Consider the following 18775-nt stretch of genomic DNA (forward strand, 5'->3'; position numbering starts at 1 on the left):
ATGGCCGATACGAGCTTCCGGGAATGGCCGTTTTTCGAGGACCGGCATCGAGCGCTGGCACAGGCGGCGCGCGACTGGTGCGCCGCCGAGATCGGGACGGACGGATTTGCCGAACATGGCGATATCGATGCGGACTGCCGGTCGCTTGCGCGAAAACTCGGCGCGGCGGGCTGGCTGAAGCAGTGCGTGCCGGCGGCGTTCGGCGGTGCGAACGAAACGCTGGATGTGCGCTCGCTGTGCCTGATGCGCGAGACGCTGGGTTATCATTCCGGACTCGCCGATTTCGTCTTTGCCATGCAGGGGCTGGGTTCGGGCACGCTGTCGCTCTTCGGCTCCGACGACCAGAAGGCGGCATGGCTGCCGAAGGTGGCATCGGGGGAGGTGCTGGCCGCCTTCGCCCTGACCGAGCCGGAGGCGGGATCGGACGTCGCGGCGCTGGCGATGCGTGCCGATAGGGATGGCGAGGCCTACGTCCTCAATGGCGAGAAGACCTATATCTCCAATGGCGGGATCGCCGGTTTCTACACGGTCTTCGCGCGCACGGGCGAAGACGGCGCGCGGGGTATTTCTGCCTTCCTTGTGCCGGCCGACACGCCGGGTTTGAGTATTGCCGAGCGTATTGAAGTGATCGCGCCGCACCCGCTGGCGCGGTTGACACTCGAACATTGCCGGGTCCCCGCTTCCGCCCTGATCGGTGAAGAAAATGCCGGTTTCAAATACGCCATGGCGACGCTGGACGTGTTCCGCTCGACCGTGGCTGCGGCGGCACTGGGCTTCGCCCGCCGGGCGCTGGACGAGGCCCGCCACCGGGCGCAGTCGCGTGAATTGTTCGGCGCGACGCTTGCCGACATGCCGGTCGTGCAATCGCAATTGGCCGAGATGGCGATCGATATCGACGCCGCGGCGCTGCTCATCTACCGGGCGGCCTGGACCAAGGATACAGGTGCCGGCCGGGTGTCGCGCGAAGCCGCAATGGCGAAATTCCATGCCACCGAAACGGCGCAGGCGACGATCGACAAGGCGGTGCAGATTTTCGGCGGGCTGGGCGTGACGAAGGGCTCCGTGCCGGAAGCGCTCTATCGCGAGATCCGGGCGCTGCGTATCTATGAGGGTGCCTCGGAAGTCCAGAAGCTGATCATTGCCCGCCACATCCTCTCGGAGGACGCGTCATGAAAGTGCTGCAACCGCATAACTGGCCACGGCCGAAAGGTTATTCGAACGGGATCGAGGCCACCGGCCGGCAGATCTTCGTTGCCGGGCAGATCGGCTGGGACGAGACCGAAACCATTGTCTCGGACGATTTCGCCGACCAGTTCGAACAAGTGCTGCGCAATACGCTGATGGTGCTGCACGAGGCCGGCGCCGGGCCGGAGCATGTTGTGCGCATGACCGGCTATATCACCGACCGCCAGGCCTATCTCGACGCCGCGCCGCGGTTGGCTGCGATCTGGAAAGCGCTGATGGGGAAAAACTATCCGGCGATGGCCTTCGTCATCGTGGCGGGGCTGGTGGAAGAGCGAGCGCAGGTGGAGATCGAGACGACGGCGGTCGTGGGGCGATAAACGGCTTTGCATTTCGTCATCACCCGGCCGCGCTGGCGCGGGTCCGGGTGATCTTTTTGGGTGGAGATCCCCCGAACAAGTCGGGGGATGACGGAGTTGATTGGCGGCAATTTAGTCACCTGCGCAACGCTCGCTGTCGCTCGCACCTAAGGATGAGGTGACTATTTCCTCCGTCGCCCTCCGACTTGATCGGAGGGCCTCTTTGACATCGAGATCGTCCGGTCAAGCCGGACGAAGACGGAGGATTTTGGGCGCCTCATGGTGAGGTGCCCGCCGCAGGCGGGCCTCGAACCACGAGCGGCGCCACAACCCCTCACCCTCGAAAGCCGGCCATTGGCTGGCCGCCTTCCTCTTCCCTCTCCCCTTTGAAAGGGGAGAGGGAGGGGCGCGAAATCGCCTTGCGATGAGCGACCGGGTGAGGGGTTCTACGTCCCGCGCACTCAAATCCCCTTCCATTCCCTTGCCCGGATTGTTTTCGGCGCCGGTTTTTCAAGTCAAGGGCGCGAAAGCGCCGCTTCGCGGTTTCACCCTTGAGCTGAAACCCCGGCGCGAACGACTGGCCGGCAGGGCGTGTAAGGCGGACCTGGCTTTCTCCTCCCCCTCGTGGGGAGGGGAGACGGCGCAGTGGTCAGGGTGAAGCGATTGGTTTCGCGGTCTCAAGATAACCCCTCACCCGCGAAAGCCGCTCACTGACGTGACCGGCCTTCTTTCCCTCTCCCCTTTCAAAGGGGAGAGGGGAGAATGTGAAATCGCCTCGCGATGAACATTCGGGTGAGGGGTTCTAAGCCCTGCGGAGTACGCCAATCTTCGTCGTCACGGGGCGCGCCCCTAAATCCGCTCCAGCACCATGGCCGCGCCCTGGCCGACTCCAACGCAGAGCGTGACGAGCGCGTATTTGCCGTCCTCGGCCTGCAGGCGTTGCGCAGCGGTCAGGGCGAGGCGCGCGCCGCTCATGCCGAGCGGGTGGCCGAGCGCGATGGTCCCGCCCCAGGCGTTGAGGCGCGAATCGTCGTCGGCGAGACCCCAGCTGCGCGTGCAGGCGAGCACTTGCGCAGCGAAAGCCTCGTTCAGCTCGATCACATCCATGTCGGCGAGCGTCCGTCCGGCGATCTTGAGTGCTTTCTCCGTGGCCGGGACCGGGCCGATGCCCATGGTGCGCGGGGGAACTCCGGCAGTGGCATAGCTGGCGATGCGCACCATCGGATCGAGACCGAGCGACGTTCCGGCGGTGTCGTTGCCGATAATCAGCGCCGCAGCGCCATCATTGACGCCCGACGCATTGCCGGCGGTGACGCTGCCGCCCTTGCGGAAAGCGGCCGGGAGCTTGGCGAGCTTCTCCATCGTCACATCGGGGCGGGGGTGTTCGTCCGTGTCGACGACTATCGGATCGCCCTTGCGCTGCGGGATCGCGACCGGCGTGATCTGCCGCGCGAGATGTTCGCGTGCGGCGCCGGCCTTCTGTTGGGACCGGACCGCGAAAGCGTCCTGGTCCTCACGCGAAATGTTGTGCTCTTCGGCGAGGTTTTCGGCGGTCTCGCCCATTGTCTCGACGCCATAGATCCGTTCGATCTCCGGATTGACGAAGCGCCAGCCAATGGTGGTGTCCTGCAGTTCGGCGCGGCGCGAAAAGCCTGTTTCTGCCTTGGCCATGACGAAGGGCGCGCGCGACATGCTCTCAACGCCGCCCGCAATGGCGCAGTGGAGGCCGCCACTACGGATGCGGAAGGCCGCCTGGGCCAGGGCTTCCAGCCCGCTTGCGCAGAGCCGGTTGACGGTGACGCCCGGCACGCGCTCGCCCAGCCCTGACAGGAGGACCGCCATGCGCGCGACATTGCGATTGTCTTCGCCGGCTTGGTTGGTGCAGCCGAGCACGACTTCCTCAGTCAATCCCGCGAGACCGTCATGGCGTTCACGCAGCGCCCGGATCGGCAAGGCGGCAAGGTCATCGGACCGGACCCCCGAGAGCGCTCCGCCATAACGGCCGATCGGCGTTCGCAGCCCGGTGTAGAGAAACGCTTCCGTCATCGTGACCCTTCCTGCACAATACCCCCAAGAACTGCGCGGCGATTCACACAACAAACTAACGATCCGCGCAGCAAAAGGGGAGAGAAAGCCATGCCGATGGCGCCGTCAGGCTATGCGGATGGTTTCGCGCGCGAACAGTTGCCCGAAGAGAGCGACTGGCCGGATTTCCGGTTTGAAATTTCCGACATTCAGTATCCGGATCGTTTGAATGCCGCCGCCGAACTGCTCGACGGAGCGATCGAGAAGGGCTGGGGCGATCGGGTGGCGGTCTATTCCGCGGCGCGCACGCTGACCTATGCCGAGCTCAATGCCGAAGCGAACCGGCTGGCCCATGTGCTGACCGACGATCTCGGCCTTGTGACCGGCGAGCGGGTGCTGATCCATGGCGGAAATAGCGTCGATCTGATGATCGCCTGGTATGGCTGTCTCAAGGCCGGCGGTATTGCGGTGATGACGATGCCGCTCCTGCGCGAGCCTGAAATCACCAAGATCGTGAGAAAGGCCAACATCCGGCTGGCGCTGTGCGTGCCGGCGCTGAAAGAGGCGGTCGCGGCCTCGATGGAGGCGGCCAGCGGTCTCAAGCAAGTTGCCATGTTGGGGGCGGACGCCGAAACCGGCCAGCTGATGGCCGGCAAGCCGGCGGACTTCACCGCCTGCGATACGGCAGCGGATGATGTCGCGCTGCTCGCCTTCACATCGGGCACGACCGGCGAACCCAAGGCCTGCGCCCACTTTCACCGATCCGTGCTTGCGATGGCGGACACATTCGGCGCCATGCTCGATCCGCAGCCCGGCGATATCTATGCCGGCACGCCGCCCTTCGCCTTCACCTTCGGGCTTGGAGCTTTTGTCGTGTTTCCGGCGCGGGCCGGAATTGCTTCGGCGCTGCCGGCCAAGCCGGGCTTCGAAGCGCTGTGCGAAGCGATCCAGACCTTCGGCGTGACGCATACGTTCACCGCGCCGACCGGATATCGCGCGCTGATCGGTCTGAAAACGGCCTACGATCTGACCTCACTAAAGGGTGGCGTATCGGCGGGCGAGCACCTTCCCGAAGCGAGCTGGCGCGCCTGGAAAGAGGCCACCGGAATCGATCTGGTCGACGGGATCGGGGCGACCGAGATGATCCACATCTTCATCTCGGCGACGGGCCGCGACATCCGCCCCGGCTCGACCGGGCATGCCGTGCCGGGCTATGAAGCCCGCGTTATCGGCGAGGATGGCGAACCGGTGCCGGATGGCGAGATCGGCAAGCTGGCCGTCAAGGGGCCGACGGGCTGTCTCTATCTCTCCGACGATCGCCAGAAAACCTATGTGAAGGATGGCTGGAACATTACCGGCGATCTCTATCGCCGCGATCCGGACGGGTATTTCTGGTATGTCAGCCGGGCCGACGATCTGATCGTGGCGTCAGGCTACAACATCGCCGGGCCGGAGGTCGAACAGGCGTTGCTTCTGCACGACGCGGTCGCCGAATGCGCCGTGGTCGGTCAGCCCTGCGCGGAGCGCGGCACCATTGTCGCGGCGCATGTGGTGCTGAAACAGCCGCTGCTGGCGGGCGAGGAGATGGCCAAAGAGTTGCAGGATTTCGTCAAGCTGACGATTGCGCCCTACAAATATCCGCGCGCCATCCATTTCACCGATGCGCTGCCGAAAACCCAGACCGGAAAAATCCAGCGCTTCCGCCTGCGCGCCTAGTCGTATTCGGTCCGCCAGCGCAGGGCGATCGAGCCTTCCGTGTCGCCGGTGAGGCGCGAGAGCAGGGTGAAGTCCGGGGTCAGCGTCCATTCCAGACGCGCCGAGGATAGCGCCGCGCCGCGGCTTTCCAGCTCGAGATAGACATCGTCGGTCAGTCGCTGGCCGCCCGTGACGACGAACTGACCGTCGGTTGTCGTATCGAAATCGAGCCGGTCGAGCCCGGCAGCGCGGCGCAGATTGCCGACCAGGCCGAAGATCGACTGGCCGGAGAGTTGTGCCGCAATGGTGGCGGTCTGCAGCGCGCTGAGCTGACCGGCATTCTGGTCGAACAAGAGGCGCGCCAGGATTTCGTCTTCGGGCAGGGTGGGCTCGCTGGACAGGCTGAGCGCCGGTGCCGAGATCGGACCCTTGATGCGGGCATTGACGGTGAGATTGTCGCGCGTGTGCACGCCGGTCAGGTCGAGCGAGGCCGAGCGCACCGGCCCGGACAGCACGACGCGTCCGCGTTCCAGGCGGAAGGAGCGGTTCAGGAGATAGGCGCGGCCATTGATCAGCTCGGCGGTGCCGACGATGTTCAGATCGTTGGGCGCACCGGTTACTTCCCAATTGCCGCGCCATTCGGATGAAAACGGCTCGCCGGAAATGAAAATATTGTCGTCGGCGTGAATGCGGTAATCCAGCGTCACGGGCAGGCGGCCGCGTCCATTGCCGTTGCGGCCGTCAGGGTGGTTGATTTCGGTGACCTCGATCTCGGCGAAGGAGGGTGCGCTGGCTTCGGGTGGCCGCGCGTCAATCCGGTTGATCTCCGCCTCGCCGGCGATGGCGATGCCGCTATCCCCCAGGGTGACATCCGAATATCCCGAGACGATGACGTTCAGGTCGGGACGGCGGACCGCGTTGAAGCGCGTGAACTCGATCCGGTTCTGCGACGACCAGCCATCGTCTGTCCGGACTGCGCCGCCGGTGGCCGTGAGCGTGCCACCGGCCGGGTCCTGCGCCGAGAAGGAGTCGAGGCGGAGCCGGCCGTCGTCGAACCGCGCGACGCCCTCAATGGACTGCACATTCACGCCCAAATCCTCGGACACGTAGCGGCCGTCGGCGAGCCGTGCTTCACCGTCGATCACGGGCCGGTAAACTGTGCCGCCCACGTCCAGATCAACGCTTAGCTCTCCGGCCAGCTGGCGGGTTTCGGGAAGCAATAGCGACAAGAGCGGTTCGATGGCGCCGTTCAGTGCGATGGTGCCGGACAGGCGGGCATCCTCACGCAGCTCGCCCAAGCCGGATACCGACCCGCCGCTGCGCCGCAGATCGGCGAGACCATCCAGGCCATTGCCGGACAGTTCGATCCGGGCATCCAGCGTGTCGGCGAGCGCCGCCGTCATGGCCAGCGACAACGGTTCGGCATTCGGCAGCCGGCGGAGTTGCAGCCCTGTAGCTTGTGCCGCCGCTTCACCGCTCCAGACGCCCTGGCGCTCGCGGAAGGTGACTTCGGCGTTCAACAGGCCGGTGAAATCCGGCAGGTCGAGCGGAGTGACAAACAGGTCGGCCGGCAAATCCTCAAGATTGATCCGGAACTGGCGATCCTCCGTCCAGCGAAGGTTGGCGCGGCCGGAGCCGACGCGAAAGCGGGCGATCACACCGCGGTCGGTTTCGGCGAAACGATAGGTCACCGGTTCCCGCGTGCGGATGGGAATGTCGCCCCACTGGCCGGTCATTTCGGTCGCCAGAACCCGATCGGCGAGACTGGCCGTCGCGGACAGCGAGACGGATTGCCGGAAAGCGCCGGACAGGTCCGCGGTGAAAGCCCAGTCTCCTGCATCGCGGCGCGCCGTCAGCGCGATTGCCGCGATGTCGCCGCCGCCCACCGGCCAATCGCTGCCGTCCAGTCGCGCGTCGATATTGCCACCGCTGAAACGGGCCGTGCCGGTGAAGGGGCGCTCTCCCAGCATGCCCTCGGCAATGTCGATCTGTGTGGAGCCGGCTGCGCGCTCGGCCGTACCGCGGGCGACAAGCTCGCCAAAACGCGTATCCGCTTCGGCCTGCCAGCGCGCGCGCTGACTGTCCGGACCGGTTTCCAGGTCGAGCCCGACACGCGGCGTCTGCAGCGTCTGGCCCGCCAGGCGGAGCTGCTCGGTCGATACGACAAGATCGGCGTTGACCGTCCGGCCTTCCCCTTCGGCTTCGAGCGCCAGCGCCGCGCCGCCTTGCAGCTGCGCCCCGCCAATGCGCAGATCCGTGTTGACCGCCGCATCCAGCAAGGCGCGCCACTGGGTACCCGTCCCGCCGATCTCGCCGGTTGCCAAGGCGTTGGTTCCCTGCAGCCGCAAGTCGTTAATCTGCCAGGCGTCGAAATCGGTCGTCAGGCGGCCGCCCAGGCGGGCGCCGGCCAATACGGATTGCCATCGCGCATCCGACCAGACCAGTTCGCGGCTATCGGCGCGGAATGCCAGTGCGGCACTGTCCGGCGAGAGCATGGTGATATCGAGGCGCACCGGCAGCGGCCCGGCGGCGCGTCCGGTGAAGCGGGATATGTCGGCCACGGCCAGATTTACTTCGCCATCAGCCGACCAGTCCTCGCTCGCTACGGTCAGCTCCGCGTCGACATCCGCGACATCCGAGGTCAGCGAGAGCGCCGGTATATCGATGCGGCCGTTTGTATGCCGCGCCTCGATATTGAGGCCGGCCCAGGCGAGGGACGGCCAGCCAGGGCGGCCGGCAAAATCGATTTGGGTGGCGGTCCATTCGGCGAACAGCGTGGTCGCCCCGTCACGGCGGGAGATTGTGACACCGCCGCCCGCCGCATCGAGTGTGATACCGGGGGCCTGCAGGTCCGACAGCTCGGCAATACCGTCGAGGGTCATTCCCGCGCGAAGGTCGAGCCTGCCGTCAAATCGGGCTCTGACGATCGCGACCGTGTCCGGCAGCAGGCTGTCGAGGAAGGTGCGCGACAGGGACAGTGTGACGTCGAACTCGCGCGCAGCGGTCGGCCGCAGTCCGATTTGCCAATCGCGTCCCTCGATATCTGCGCTGGCCAACTGTATCGGCGACAGTGTGCCGGTCAGGCGCGCGGTCGAGGATGAATCGAACGGCGTCGCATACCGGTCGGGAAACTGCGCGGCATCGGTATCGGCCCGCAGTGTCCAACGCCCGTCCTGCCAAGCGAGTTCGAGGACGCTGATATCGCGGCCCGACATCTGCACAGTCGCCGTGCCGGTTCCGCTGTCGGCGTTGCCCGAAAGCGTGCCGGTCATGGCGGTTGCCGTCCCGTCCAGCCCGGCCAGATCGGCCAGCGGGCTGTCAGCCGCCAAGCGAGCTTCGAATGCACCTGAAATGTCGCCGCCCTCCTGCCAGCTGATATCGGCAAACAGGCGATCGCCTTCGACATCGGTGCGGCGGGCATCCAGCGTGAGGGTGCCGTCGCCGCGCAGGCGGGCTTCGCCCGATACCGAGAAGTTGGCGGCGGTTCCCAATACGGGCTCGGCCAATTCCAGCGTGCCGATATTCAGCCGGCCGATCCGGATCGCCGGGAGGCTGCTGCCGGCGGAGGCCGACGCCCGCAATCCCGGGCGGCGCTGCACATCGACGCGGGCGGCTTCGAGCGCACGGATGTCCACCCGGCCGAAGAGCAGGGCGAGGCCGTCCCAGGCCAGTGAGATATCCTCGACAATCAAGAATTCGCCGTCGTCATCGCTGACGACGAGGCGATCGAGCCGCGGTGCCGCCAACACATTGCCGGAGAGCCCGTCGAGATCGATCACCAGTCCACGCGCCACTTCGCGCCCGTCGGCAAATTGCATCACGGCCCACCGGCCCAGCGGTCCGGTCGCCGCCCAAAGCAAGAGCAGGACCGTGAGCGCCATGGCGGCAACCGCGAGGCCGGTTCGCATCAGCCAGCGGCGCAAGAGAGGACGCTTCGCGAGGATCAAAAGGCTTGTCCGATGCTGATATAGACATGCACCGCGTCTTCACCGGATCGGCGGTCAAGCGGCGTAGCCAGGTCCAGCCGGACCGGCGCGAAATCGAAATAATAGCGCAAGCCAATGCCGACACCGGTGCGAAGGTCGTCGAACTCAGGCGTGCGGCTCGCGCCGGCAAAGGCGGTGTCAATAAAGGCCACAGCGCCCCAGCGGCCATTGCCGCGCCAGCGGAGCTCCGCATTGAGCTCGGTCACGGAGAGACCGCCGAAGGGGGCCCCGTCCGGTCCGATCGGCGACAGGGACTGGTATTCGAAACCGCGCGCGGATCCTCCACCGCCTGCATAGAAGCGAAGGTCGGCCGGCAAGTCCGCTGCGCTCACACCGACAATGCTACCAAGTCTCACACGAGCGGCCGCGGTGAGGTGGTCGTTCAGGGCATAATAGGAGCTGGCGCGGGCTTCGGCCTGCAAGTAGGTCGCCTCGGTATCTCCGAAGCTGACACCCGGATTGAGCAGGATCGCGGCCTGAACGCCGGAGCGCGGTTCCAGCGGATCGTCGCGCTGATCCAGTGCGAGTGCCGAATTGATCCGCAATGAATAGATGTCGCGTACACCGGTGGCGTCCGTTACCCGCGACGCGTCGGCAATGGCGCCCAGTCTTAGGTCGAGATCGTCATCGAGCTCCCGGTAGAGGTCGACAGACACGCTGACTTCGTCCTGCTGGTAGGCATCGGTGTCTTCCGATTTCACGCCTGCCGCCAATTCGAGACGCTGGTCAAGGCGTTGCCAATAGGGAAAAGACAGGCCTGCCGTCAGCGCCTGGGTGAGCGAAGCGATTTCGGCGGTGAGGGTCAGCGTCTCGTCGCCGCCATAGAAATTGCGGCGCGACCATGCCGTGCTGATCCCGGCGCCGTCGGCGGTCGACAGGCTGACGGTTGCCTCAATGGCGTGTTTCGGGGCGGGTTCAAGCGAAACCTGGAGCGGCCGGATGCCGTTCTCGGCCGGACCGAAGCGGACACTCGCGGTGGCTACGCTGGCCAGCGATTCCAGGCGTTCGCGGTAGGCGTCGACCGCTTCGGCCTGCGCCGGTTCTCCCGGCTGCAATCCCGCGAGGCGGTGAATGAAGGTGTCGCGCCACCCATCTGTCTGCAAGTCCACACCGCCGAAGCGCGTGAATGGGCCGGGCAGAAAACGGAATGTGATGTCGCCCGCCGCGCGTGCATGGTCGACAATCACCTGGCGAGCGCCGGCATCGGCTTCAGGCCAACCGCCATTGCGCAGGGCGGCCAGTCCGCGGGCTTCGGCATCGAGAACCGCCTGCGCCGTTAGGAACTCGCCTTCGACCACTCCGATCGCTGTCGCTGCGATCACCGTTGCTTGCGGGTCGACGGTTTCTGTTGTGACGACACCGATGGTGAAGCGGGCACCTGTCTCAATCTGCAAGAGCGGCCGGCCGTCGTCCCCGATATCGCCTTCGATGATGGCGGCGTAATAGCCCTGGGCACGCAAATAACGCTGTGCGCGGTCACGGGCCGTCCGCAGATCGCGGCGCATGGCGATTTCGTCATCCGGCCCGGTTTCGGAGGTGCCAAGAATGTCGAGCAAGTCCGCTTCGAGTGTCCGGTTGTCGAGCCCCTGCAGGCGCGCCAAAGGCTCATCGCTCCACACCGGAGCGATGCCCGCCAACCACAAGATAAGCACCCATCTGATCATTCGATGCCTCGGCCGGACGCTGAGCAGGGCGTGTCGCGCCGTGCAGCATGCCGGAGATTAAGGGCACGGGCCAATAGTGCGTGTATGTGGCGGGATTGTGTTTGAGGCAATGGATCGGCGCCGCGTCTGTTCGCGTGGTGCGGAACGAATTAGGGGCGCATGAGACGTATGGCAGCGGCGGGCCGGTCCCGTTCCCAGGCGTTGGGGGTCTGCCAGGTCCGGCCGCCGCTACTCTGCGCTAAACGGAGTTGATCAGACTCCGCTTTCCCCGGCCGCCGGCGAAACACCGTCGACCGAGCTCGTGGCCTGCAGGTGCAGGCTTGTCAGGTTGGCATTGTCGAATTGTTCGACGACCGAGGCGAGCACTTCGGTATGGCAGGTGACAACCTGCGGTTCGTCAACAAGTTCGACGCAATATTCCAGGACGGCAGCATCGAGGCGCTCATAGAGCAGCGCGACACTGCGCGTGTCTTGCAGTTCAGACGCCTGCGCCTCGAAGCGGAACATATCGCTTGTGCCAAAAGCAGGTGCTGCGAGAAGGCCGCCGGCCGCGAGGGCGAGGATTGTTTTTTTCATCGGGGTTGCCCCTTCTTCTTCTGTGTCAGGTTTGTTATGTATGTGTCACCTAACTGTCATAAGATATACATGATCCGGATACGGAGCAAAAGCGAAATCTTCGGCCTATAGTTGGAGGCCGATTAATGTTGACAAATCAACACAATAATTCGCCAGCACCTTTCCGTTTAGCCAGGCGGGGCAGCGCTCGAATAGCGTATACCTGACTTACACCGGCTGATTTCGAACCGGAAAGCGCGCCGATAAACTGTCCGGAAATCGGCCCAGATTGCCTGTTCGGGAACTTGCTCTAAGGTGGACCGCGGAAACGCCGGCAAGGCGGACTGCGGGGAGAGCACATGACCGATCAATCGGCGGTGAGCCCGGACGAACGTTCGTCCGGCGGATACACCCAGTACGTCGTGTTGACGTTATTCGTGGTTTACACCTTCAACTTCATCGACCGTCAGATCGTTGCGGTGATGCAAGAGCCGATCAAGGCGTTCTTCGATCTTTCCGATTTCCAGCTCGGGCTTCTGACCGGCCCGGCCTTTGCCTTTCTCTATGCAACGCTGGGCATACCGATCGCCTTTCTCGCCGATCGCTGGAACCGCGTGTCGATCATCTCGATCTCGCTAGCGGTCTGGAGCGGATTTACCGCGCTGTTCGGGCTGGTGAATTCCTATCTGATGCTGTTCCTGATGCGGGTCGGTGTCGGCATTGGCGAGGCCGGCTGCTCACCGCCCGCGCATTCGCTGATCTCCGACTATGTGCCGCCGCGCAAGCGGGGCAGCGCCCTTTCGGTTTACTCGCTCGGTATTCCGATCGGGTCGGTGCTCGGGATTTTGATGACGGCGATCGTTTATCGCTGGGTCGCCGACTATTACAGCCTTCATGGCGCGCCTGACTGGCTCGCCGCAATCGGCGCAGACGATGCCTGGCGCGTCCCCTTTCTGATCGTTGGCATTCCGGGGATCATCCTGGCGGTTATCGTCAAGCTGACCGTCAAAGAGCCGCCACGCGGCCGGTTCGAGAGCGTCAAACCGGCTGACCGCAAGGCCGCGACCCTGAACGAGGTGGTCAAGGCGCTGGCGAGCAAGCCGTCCTTCTGGTTCGTGGCGTTCGCGGCTGCGATCGCCTCGCTCGTCGGATACGGCCTCTTCCCCTGGCTGCTCAGTTATTTCGTGCGGATTTCGCTTGCCGCTGGCGTCGCGCCGCAAGACGCCTTGGCAGATGCGGCCATTCCATATTCATTCGTCGTGGGCGGTGGCGGTTTCGTTGGCACCCTGCTTGGCGGCTATCTGACCGACAGGTTCTCGGCCCGGCGGTTAAGCGCTTATGTGGTGATCCCCGGGGTCGCCTTGCTGCTGGCCCTGCCGATCTATTTTGCGTCCCTGTCCATCCCGCCCAACGCCATGGCCTTCGTGCTCCTCGGAATCGCCAGCGCGCTCGGATCGATGTGGTACGGGCCGGTGTGGGCGGTCGCGCAGAACCTTGTCAAACCGGCGATGCGGGCGATGGCGCCGGCCGTCCTGTTGCTGATCATCAACATTATCGGACTGGGTTTCGGACCGCCCGCGGTCGGCGCGCTGAGCGATTTCCTCGCCGCGACTTACGGCGATGGTGCCTTGCGGATTGCCATTCTGGCGATTGCCGCGATGATCATTCCCGCGGCGATCCTGTTCCTGCTGGCCGGGCGCTCGATCGACAAGGATTGGGAGGCGGCCAAATGAGACAATGGGCGTTGAGTATCGGTCTTGCTCTCATGGCAGGCGCAGCGCACGGGCAGGATTTTCCGCCGGGCTTCTCAACCGGACCGGTGATCGAATCCTACGGACCGGTAGCAGACATGCCCGGTGCCGAAGCCTTGCCGACCGATACTGCTTTCCGCGTCGCTTTCGATACCGCCGATGCCGCCGAAGCGGGTGAGCTGAACCGGACGCTGGTTTCAGCCGCGCGCTTCATCAACATGCATGCGCGGACCGGCATGGATCTTGCGAACATTCACGCGGCGGTCGTCATTCACGGAAGGGCTGTCTCGGATGTGGCGCAAGCCGGGTCCGGCGACCACCATCCGAATGCGCCGCTGGTCGCGGAATTGCTGGCCAACAATGTGGAGATTTATGTCTGCGGTCAGTCGGCCGCATATTACGGCGTTACGGCCGCAGATCTGATGCTAGGGGTGAGGATGAGTCTGTCCGCGATGACGGCGCATGCGCAATTGCAACAAAGGGGATATACGCTTAACCCCTTCTGAAGCACTGCAAAATGTCGTACATCATGAAACGGATAGACGTATAAGCCGCGTTAAACGTGTAACAGTCGGAGCCGGGGGGCCTTCTTGCTGACAATTTCGACCAAGCTGCTGATCGACGTCCTGATTGCCCTGGGCGCGTTCGTGGGCGGCTGGTTTCTTGCCTCCTCCAATGGTTGGCCCGTCGGCGGATCGAGTGCCTGGGCGCTCAATGCTGCGGTTTTCGCGCTGCTGATCATCGCGGTTCAACTGCCGGCGCGGGTTTATCGTCATTCCTGGCGCTACGTATCGCCGCCGGATCTTCTGCGGATCGTTCAAGTCGCGCTGTTTGCGACGCTGGGTCTGGCGCTGTTCGATTACCTTTTCTTCCGTTCGGCTATGGGGCCCGGCGAGTTCTACGGATTTACCTGGATGCTGGCGACAGGCGGCATGATGCTGGTGCGCACGGCCGTGCGCGCGGTCCGCGAACAAAGGCTGGCGGAACTGCTGTTACCGCTGCCCGTAAAGGACGTAGACGACAGTCAGCCGCGCATGCTGCTGATCGGCTCGCCCAACGATGTCGAGAACACGTTGCGCGAAGTCATTGACCGGCCCGATTTCGGCTACATTCCGGTCGGCATCGTGCTCGACGATGACGGCATGCGCGGCCAGGGTATCCGCGGCGTCCGGGTGCTGGGCAGCACCAAAGTGCTGGAATCCATCGTCGATGCGCAAACCGACGGGTCGGGCACCGACCTTGCCCTGGTGTTCTCCACGCCGCCCGCTCTCATGAAAGAGCTGGATCCAGGGGCGATAGCGAGACTGCGCAAACGCGATTTCCGCATTCTGACCCTGCCGCGGACCGCCGAGCTTTCCGAAAGCGATCACCGCCGGTTCCGCCTGCGAAAGCTGCGGCTTGAAGACTTGTTGTCGCGGTCGCCGGTGAATCTGCCGCTGGAACCGCTGCGCAGCGGATTCCGCAATCGCCGCATCATGGTGACCGGTGCGGGCGGGACCATCGGGTCGGAATTATGCCGCCAGGCGGCGGCGCTGGGCTGTTCCGAACTAATCATGCTCGATCTGGCCGAAACGCCATTGTTCAACATCGATCGCGAGGTTTCGGAGCGGTTCACATCGGTGAAGCGCCGGGCGCTGTTGCGCGACATTCGCGACGGGCGGGCGATCCGCGAGGCGATCAAGGCCACACGGCCGGACGTGATTTTCCATGCGGCTGCGCTGAAGCATGTCTCGCTGATGGAGGATCATCCCAAGCAGGCCGTCGAAACCAATGTGCTCGGGACCGCCAATGTGGCGCAGGCCGCGCGCGAGTTCGGCGTTGCCCAGATGGTGCTGATTTCGACGGACAAGGCGGTCGAGCCGGTCAATGTGATGGGCGCCGCCAAACGCCTGGCCGAAGCCGTCATCCACCGGATGGCGGATGAAGCCGACGGCAATACGCGTTTCGGCGTTGTCCGCTTCGGCAATGTACTGGGTTCAAATGGTTCCGTTGTGCCGATCCTGCGCTCGCAGATCGAGTCCGGCGGGCCGGTGACGATCACCCATCCGGACATGGAACGTTTTTTCATGACGGTGCCGGAAGCGGTGCAACTCGTGCTGCATGCGACGATCGAAGCCGCGCGCAATGGCGGCGAGCCGGCGGTTTACGTTTTGGATATGGGCGAGCCGGTGAAGATCGTCGACATGGCCCAACGCCTGATCGAATTGTGCGCCCCGGCCGGGAAGGAATCCGAGGTCGAGGTGGAGATTATCGGCTTGCGGCCCGGCGAAAAACTGCGCGAGGCGCTGGTCGATGAGGGCGAGATTCTGATCTCGACGCTCGACGGGCTGCAAAAGCTCAAACCCAATCCCAACAGCCGTTATACGATCACGGACGTTAAGGCGCTGGTGCAATTCTCAAAGGACAAAAGCGCGGTCGAGCTGTCTGACCGGATTCACTCCGACGTCAGACGAATTCGTAGCGTTGAATCGGCGACGATCACCCGTATAGGTCGCAGAATGTTCAATTGATGCGTTCACGGACGTTTCATGAACCCTTGCCAAACTTCCAGAAAACCGCAAATCCTGATTCGCGTTGTTCACGGGTGCCGAGCAGCGGTCGGCGCCATTCCATCAAGGTAGAGTAAATGACTCCAGACAGTTCCATCATCGCCCGCTCGGAAGCGATCCTGAAATCCTGGAAAACGCTTGACTGGCCGAGCGTGTTTTCGGCGATTATCTATCCGGCCCTCGGCGTGCTCGCTTTGCTGACGGCCCTGATCGCCGGTTTCGCGCTGGAAAGCGTCAGCCTGCACTGGTGGTATGCGCCGCTGGCCATCGCCGCGACCGCCTTTGCCATCTTCATCTGCAATATGGGCATCGGCCCGCTTCACCGGATCTGGCAGCATCGGGCGGGTCAACTGACCGCGCCGGCACAGGTGATGGTGGTGATCAATTGCGTGATTGCCATGCAGGGGCGGGTCAAGGACTGGGTGAATTATCATACCCAGCATCATCACTGGTCGGACCGCGCCGGCGATCCGCACAATCCGCATGAAAGCAAGCTCTGGGCCTGGGTCGGATGGCTCCTGTGGCGCGACGAAGCGGATCTCGATCGTCCGATGGCGCGCTGGCTGCAACGGCACAAGGCCGTCATGTTCCACGACCGCCATTTCATCTGGCTGTATCTCGGTATCCATTTGATGCTGCCGCTGCTTGCCTACGGTATTACCTTTGCGCTGGGCGGCCCGGTCGTGCTGATCGCGATCCTACATGCCTGCCTGGTGATCGGCCGCGGCATCCAGTTTCACGCCACGACGCTGGGCGTGAATGTGTTCGGCCATCTGAAAACGCCGCGCTGGGTGGATTACCTGCTGGCACTGCTGACCGGCGGAGAGGCCCTGCACGGGCATCATCATGATTTCCCGCGCAGCGCGCTACATTTGCCGAAGCGCGGCATCTGGAACCGCATTGTCGATTACAACGGAACGGCGCTGCTGGTGCTGAACAGGCTGAAACTCGTCAAGGATCTGAAGATCGCGCCGCAATTCCTGCCGGCGCCGGTCACCGTCCGCAACTAGGCAACACTCCGCGCCGTCTCGACGCGGGGCAAGACAATCGAAAACTCCGTGCCTTCATGCGGCCGGGTCTCGACAGAGATCCGGCCGTTTTGCCGTTCGACCGCCTGCCGCACGATCGCCAGACCGATCCCGGCACCGCCGAACTCGCCGCGCGCGTGAAGGCGCCGGAAAGGCTCGAAGACCTGTTCGGCGAATTTCGGATCGAAGCCCATGCCGTTGTCGGCCACGCGTAGCAAAAATCCGTTCTCATCGCTCGACAGGCCAATGTCGATGCGCGGCGGCGCGCCGGAACGATATTTCAGTGAATTGGAGATCAGATTCTGCAGAATCTGCCCGAGCAGAAACGCGTCGGCGTGAATCTCGTCCTCGCCGCTTATCACGACCTGAGCGTTCGCTTTTGCGATGGTGTCGGACAAACGCCCCCGGACCTCGCCGATCACTGCAGACAGGGACAGTTTCGCCGAGCGTAATGGGCGCACTTCGAGCTGGGAATATTCCAGCAGGCTGTCGATCAGATCCTGCATGCGGCCGGCCGCGTCCGTGAGGAATTCAAGGCAGGCCTGACCGTCGCTGTCGACACTGTCGCTATAGCGGGTCTTCAGCATGGTCGCGAAGGCACGGATCTTTCGCAGCGGTTCCTGCAGGTCATGCGAGGCAACGGTGGCGAAGCGATCCAGTTCACGATTTGACCGTTCGAGATCCCGATAGGCCCGGCGCAGTTGGGTGACATCGGAAATCACCGCGAAAGCGTATTTGCCGCCGGTTTCCGGATTGACGGTCAGATGCGCATTGAGGAGCGCGTCAAAGACTTCGCCGCTCTTCTTCTGAAACTGATAGGCGACATTGCGAATATGCCCCGTTGCGAAAAACTCCGGCATGGCATGGTTCAAGGCGTAATGGCGGGATTCCTCGGTCAGGAATTCGACCGACGGCCGGCCGATCACCTCGTCGCGTTCATAGCCCATGAAGCGCAACCAATATTCACTGACGTCGAGCAGGATGCCGCGGTCATTTGTCTGATGCAGAAGGGCGGGCGTATTGCGCAGGATGGTCTCGAAATAGCTGCGCGAGGCTTCGAGCTGGTCGCGAAGTCGGAAATTTTCAGTCTCGTCCTTCAAAATGCCGTTTGCAATTAACGCCTTGCCGTCTGCCGTGGCTTTGGTGACTCGGCCGAATGAATGGAGCCAGCGCCAGTTCCCGTCGGTATCGCGCAGGCGGTAAATAAGATCGACCGATGCCCGCTTGCCTTGGGCCATCTCGTCGGTCTGTATGAGGATTTCCTTGAGATCGTCGCGGTGCACGAAGGAGCACCATTCGGCGTCGGTGATGTCGCGGCCCCTCTTTTCCAACGCCACATGGCGGACGAGCGGCCCGTCGAGTTGCGCAGTATTGCTCGTGAAATCCCACCGCCAGATCGCCAGGTCAGTGGCTTCGATCGCGACCTCGAAATACTCGGCCATTTCGGCAAATCGGTGCTCCAGCGCTTTCTGATCGGTGATATCGGAGTAAATGCCGGCGGCCACAGCCGGTCCGCCGTCCGTATCGCGTTCGATCACCCGGCCGCGATTGGATACGGTGACCTCGCGCCCGCATTCCATGATAAATGTGAGCTCGGTTTCGCCGCGCCCTTTCGCGCGCAGATCCGCGATGAACTGATCACAATGCGCATTGCTGGAGGGTTGCAGCCGCAACTTCCATTCGGCGAGGGGTATACGCGCAAGCTCGGCATCAATTCCGAACATCGCCTTCAGCGACCGCCCAGCAAGCTCCACCTCGCCCGTACGGAAATCAAGGCGCCAGGCTGTATCGCCACTGGAATCCAGCGCGTCCAAAAACAACTGCTGCGCCTGTGCGGCGTCGAGCCCGGATGTCGAGGACGGTTCGGTCATTTCGCAGCCCCAGCGAATCAACCTGAATCATAAGGAATACCTACAGTTTCGTAACCCTATTCGCATTGCTGTTACTCGCCTGATCTCGACGCTGGTCAAATAGGTAACGG

The 18775-nt window shown here is 63.5% G+C and carries 12 protein-coding genes; 7 read left to right on the forward strand and 5 right to left on the reverse strand.

Features of this window, described 5'->3' with window-relative positions; all coding sequences use genetic code 11:
- Together ACO08C_RS09715 and ACO08C_RS09720 are read left to right on the forward strand one after the other, a co-directional pair.
- Positions 1–1173 carry an acyl-CoA dehydrogenase family protein gene (locus tag ACO08C_RS09715; protein WP_421785264.1) on the forward strand — a complete coding sequence of 391 codons (1173 nt, stop codon included), beginning with the start codon at positions 1–3 and terminating at the stop codon, positions 1171–1173.
- Positions 1170–1562: a RidA family protein gene (locus ACO08C_RS09720; RefSeq protein ID WP_421785266.1), complete on the forward strand. Its 393-nt coding sequence runs from the start codon at positions 1170–1172 to the stop codon at positions 1560–1562. Before ACO08C_RS09715 ends, ACO08C_RS09720 begins: the two co-directional genes overlap by 4 nt.
- Positions 1563–2390: 828 nt before the next feature.
- Here ACO08C_RS09720 and ACO08C_RS09725 read toward each other — a convergent pair.
- Positions 2391–3587, reverse strand: a complete 1197-nt coding sequence (locus ACO08C_RS09725; RefSeq protein ID WP_421785268.1) for an acetyl-CoA C-acyltransferase — start codon at positions 3585–3587, stop codon at positions 2391–2393.
- A gap of 96 nt (positions 3588–3683) precedes the next feature.
- Here ACO08C_RS09725 and ACO08C_RS09730 point away from each other — a divergent pair, with 96 nt between their 5' ends.
- Positions 3684–5282 (forward strand): AMP-binding protein, encoded by a 1599-nt coding sequence (locus tag ACO08C_RS09730; protein ID WP_421788697.1) that lies wholly within the window; start codon positions 3684–3686, stop codon positions 5280–5282.
- Here ACO08C_RS09730 and ACO08C_RS09735 read toward each other — a convergent pair.
- From ACO08C_RS09735 to ACO08C_RS09745, 3 genes are all read right to left on the reverse strand, one after another.
- The gene (locus ACO08C_RS09735; protein WP_421785270.1) at positions 5279–9184 is read right to left on the reverse strand and encodes a translocation/assembly module TamB domain-containing protein; all 3906 of its coding nucleotides are present in this window, start codon (positions 9182–9184) and stop codon (positions 5279–5281) included. The genes ACO08C_RS09730 and ACO08C_RS09735 overlap by 4 nt on opposite strands.
- A 20-nt stretch (positions 9185–9204) precedes the next feature.
- Complete coding sequence (locus ACO08C_RS09740) at positions 9205–10911, reverse strand: autotransporter assembly complex protein TamA (RefSeq protein WP_421785271.1); 1707 nt, start codon at positions 10909–10911, stop codon at positions 9205–9207.
- A 252-nt stretch (positions 10912–11163) separates the two neighbouring features.
- On the reverse strand, positions 11164–11487 hold the full coding sequence (locus ACO08C_RS09745) for a UrcA family protein (protein WP_421785273.1): 324 nt from the start codon (positions 11485–11487) through the stop codon (positions 11164–11166).
- Between the two features lie 338 nt (positions 11488–11825).
- Here ACO08C_RS09745 and ACO08C_RS09750 point away from each other — a divergent pair, with 338 nt between their 5' ends.
- The 4 genes from ACO08C_RS09750 (at position 11826) to ACO08C_RS09765 (ending at position 16776) form a co-directional block, all read left to right on the forward strand.
- Positions 11826–13199: a spinster family MFS transporter gene (locus tag ACO08C_RS09750; protein ID WP_421785274.1), complete on the forward strand. Its 1374-nt coding sequence runs from the start codon at positions 11826–11828 to the stop codon at positions 13197–13199.
- A complete protein-coding gene (locus tag ACO08C_RS09755) occupies positions 13196–13723 on the forward strand; it encodes a DsrE family protein (protein WP_421785276.1) in 528 nt (175 codons plus the stop codon). Before ACO08C_RS09750 ends, ACO08C_RS09755 begins: the two co-directional genes overlap by 4 nt.
- A gap of 84 nt (positions 13724–13807) precedes the next feature.
- Positions 13808–15727, forward strand: a complete 1920-nt coding sequence (locus ACO08C_RS09760) for an SDR family NAD(P)-dependent oxidoreductase (protein ID WP_421785278.1) — start codon at positions 13808–13810, stop codon at positions 15725–15727.
- A 116-nt stretch (positions 15728–15843) separates the two neighbouring features.
- Entirely contained in the window at positions 15844–16776 is a 933-nt protein-coding gene (locus ACO08C_RS09765; RefSeq protein ID WP_421785279.1) for an acyl-CoA desaturase, read from the forward strand.
- Here ACO08C_RS09765 and ACO08C_RS09770 read toward each other — a convergent pair.
- Complete coding sequence (locus ACO08C_RS09770; protein WP_421785281.1) at positions 16773–18665, reverse strand: sensor histidine kinase; 1893 nt, start codon at positions 18663–18665, stop codon at positions 16773–16775. The two genes, ACO08C_RS09765 and ACO08C_RS09770, sit on opposite strands and share 4 nt — an antisense overlap.
- Positions 18666–18775 lie beyond the last annotated feature (110 nt).

It is taken from the genome of Hyphobacterium sp. (assembly GCF_965229905.1).
Lineage (GTDB): Bacteria > Pseudomonadota > Alphaproteobacteria > Caulobacterales > Maricaulaceae > Hyphobacterium.

What these genes read in the sequence shown, in the direction of transcription:
- ACO08C_RS09715 (WP_421785264.1), top strand. Translation starts at nt 1, where the DNA reads ATGGCCGATACGAGCTTCCGGGAATGGCCGTTTTTCGAGGACCGGCAT.
- ACO08C_RS09720 (WP_421785266.1), top strand. Translation starts at nt 1,170, where the DNA reads ATGAAAGTGCTGCAACCGCATAACTGGCCACGGCCGAAAGGTTATTCG.
- ACO08C_RS09725 (WP_421785268.1), bottom strand. Translation starts at nt 3,587, where the DNA reads ATGACGGAAGCGTTTCTCTACACCGGGCTGCGAACGCCGATCGGCCGT.
- ACO08C_RS09730 (WP_421788697.1), top strand. Translation starts at nt 3,684, where the DNA reads ATGGCGCCGTCAGGCTATGCGGATGGTTTCGCGCGCGAACAGTTGCCC.
- ACO08C_RS09740 (WP_421785271.1), bottom strand. Translation starts at nt 10,911, where the DNA reads ATGATCAGATGGGTGCTTATCTTGTGGTTGGCGGGCATCGCTCCGGTG.
- ACO08C_RS09745 (WP_421785273.1), bottom strand. Translation starts at nt 11,487, where the DNA reads ATGAAAAAAACAATCCTCGCCCTCGCGGCCGGCGGCCTTCTCGCAGCA.
- ACO08C_RS09750 (WP_421785274.1), top strand. Translation starts at nt 11,826, where the DNA reads ATGACCGATCAATCGGCGGTGAGCCCGGACGAACGTTCGTCCGGCGGA.
- ACO08C_RS09755 (WP_421785276.1), top strand. Translation starts at nt 13,196, where the DNA reads ATGAGACAATGGGCGTTGAGTATCGGTCTTGCTCTCATGGCAGGCGCA.
- ACO08C_RS09765 (WP_421785279.1), top strand. Translation starts at nt 15,844, where the DNA reads ATGACTCCAGACAGTTCCATCATCGCCCGCTCGGAAGCGATCCTGAAA.
- ACO08C_RS09770 (WP_421785281.1), bottom strand. Translation starts at nt 18,665, where the DNA reads ATGACCGAACCGTCCTCGACATCCGGGCTCGACGCCGCACAGGCGCAG.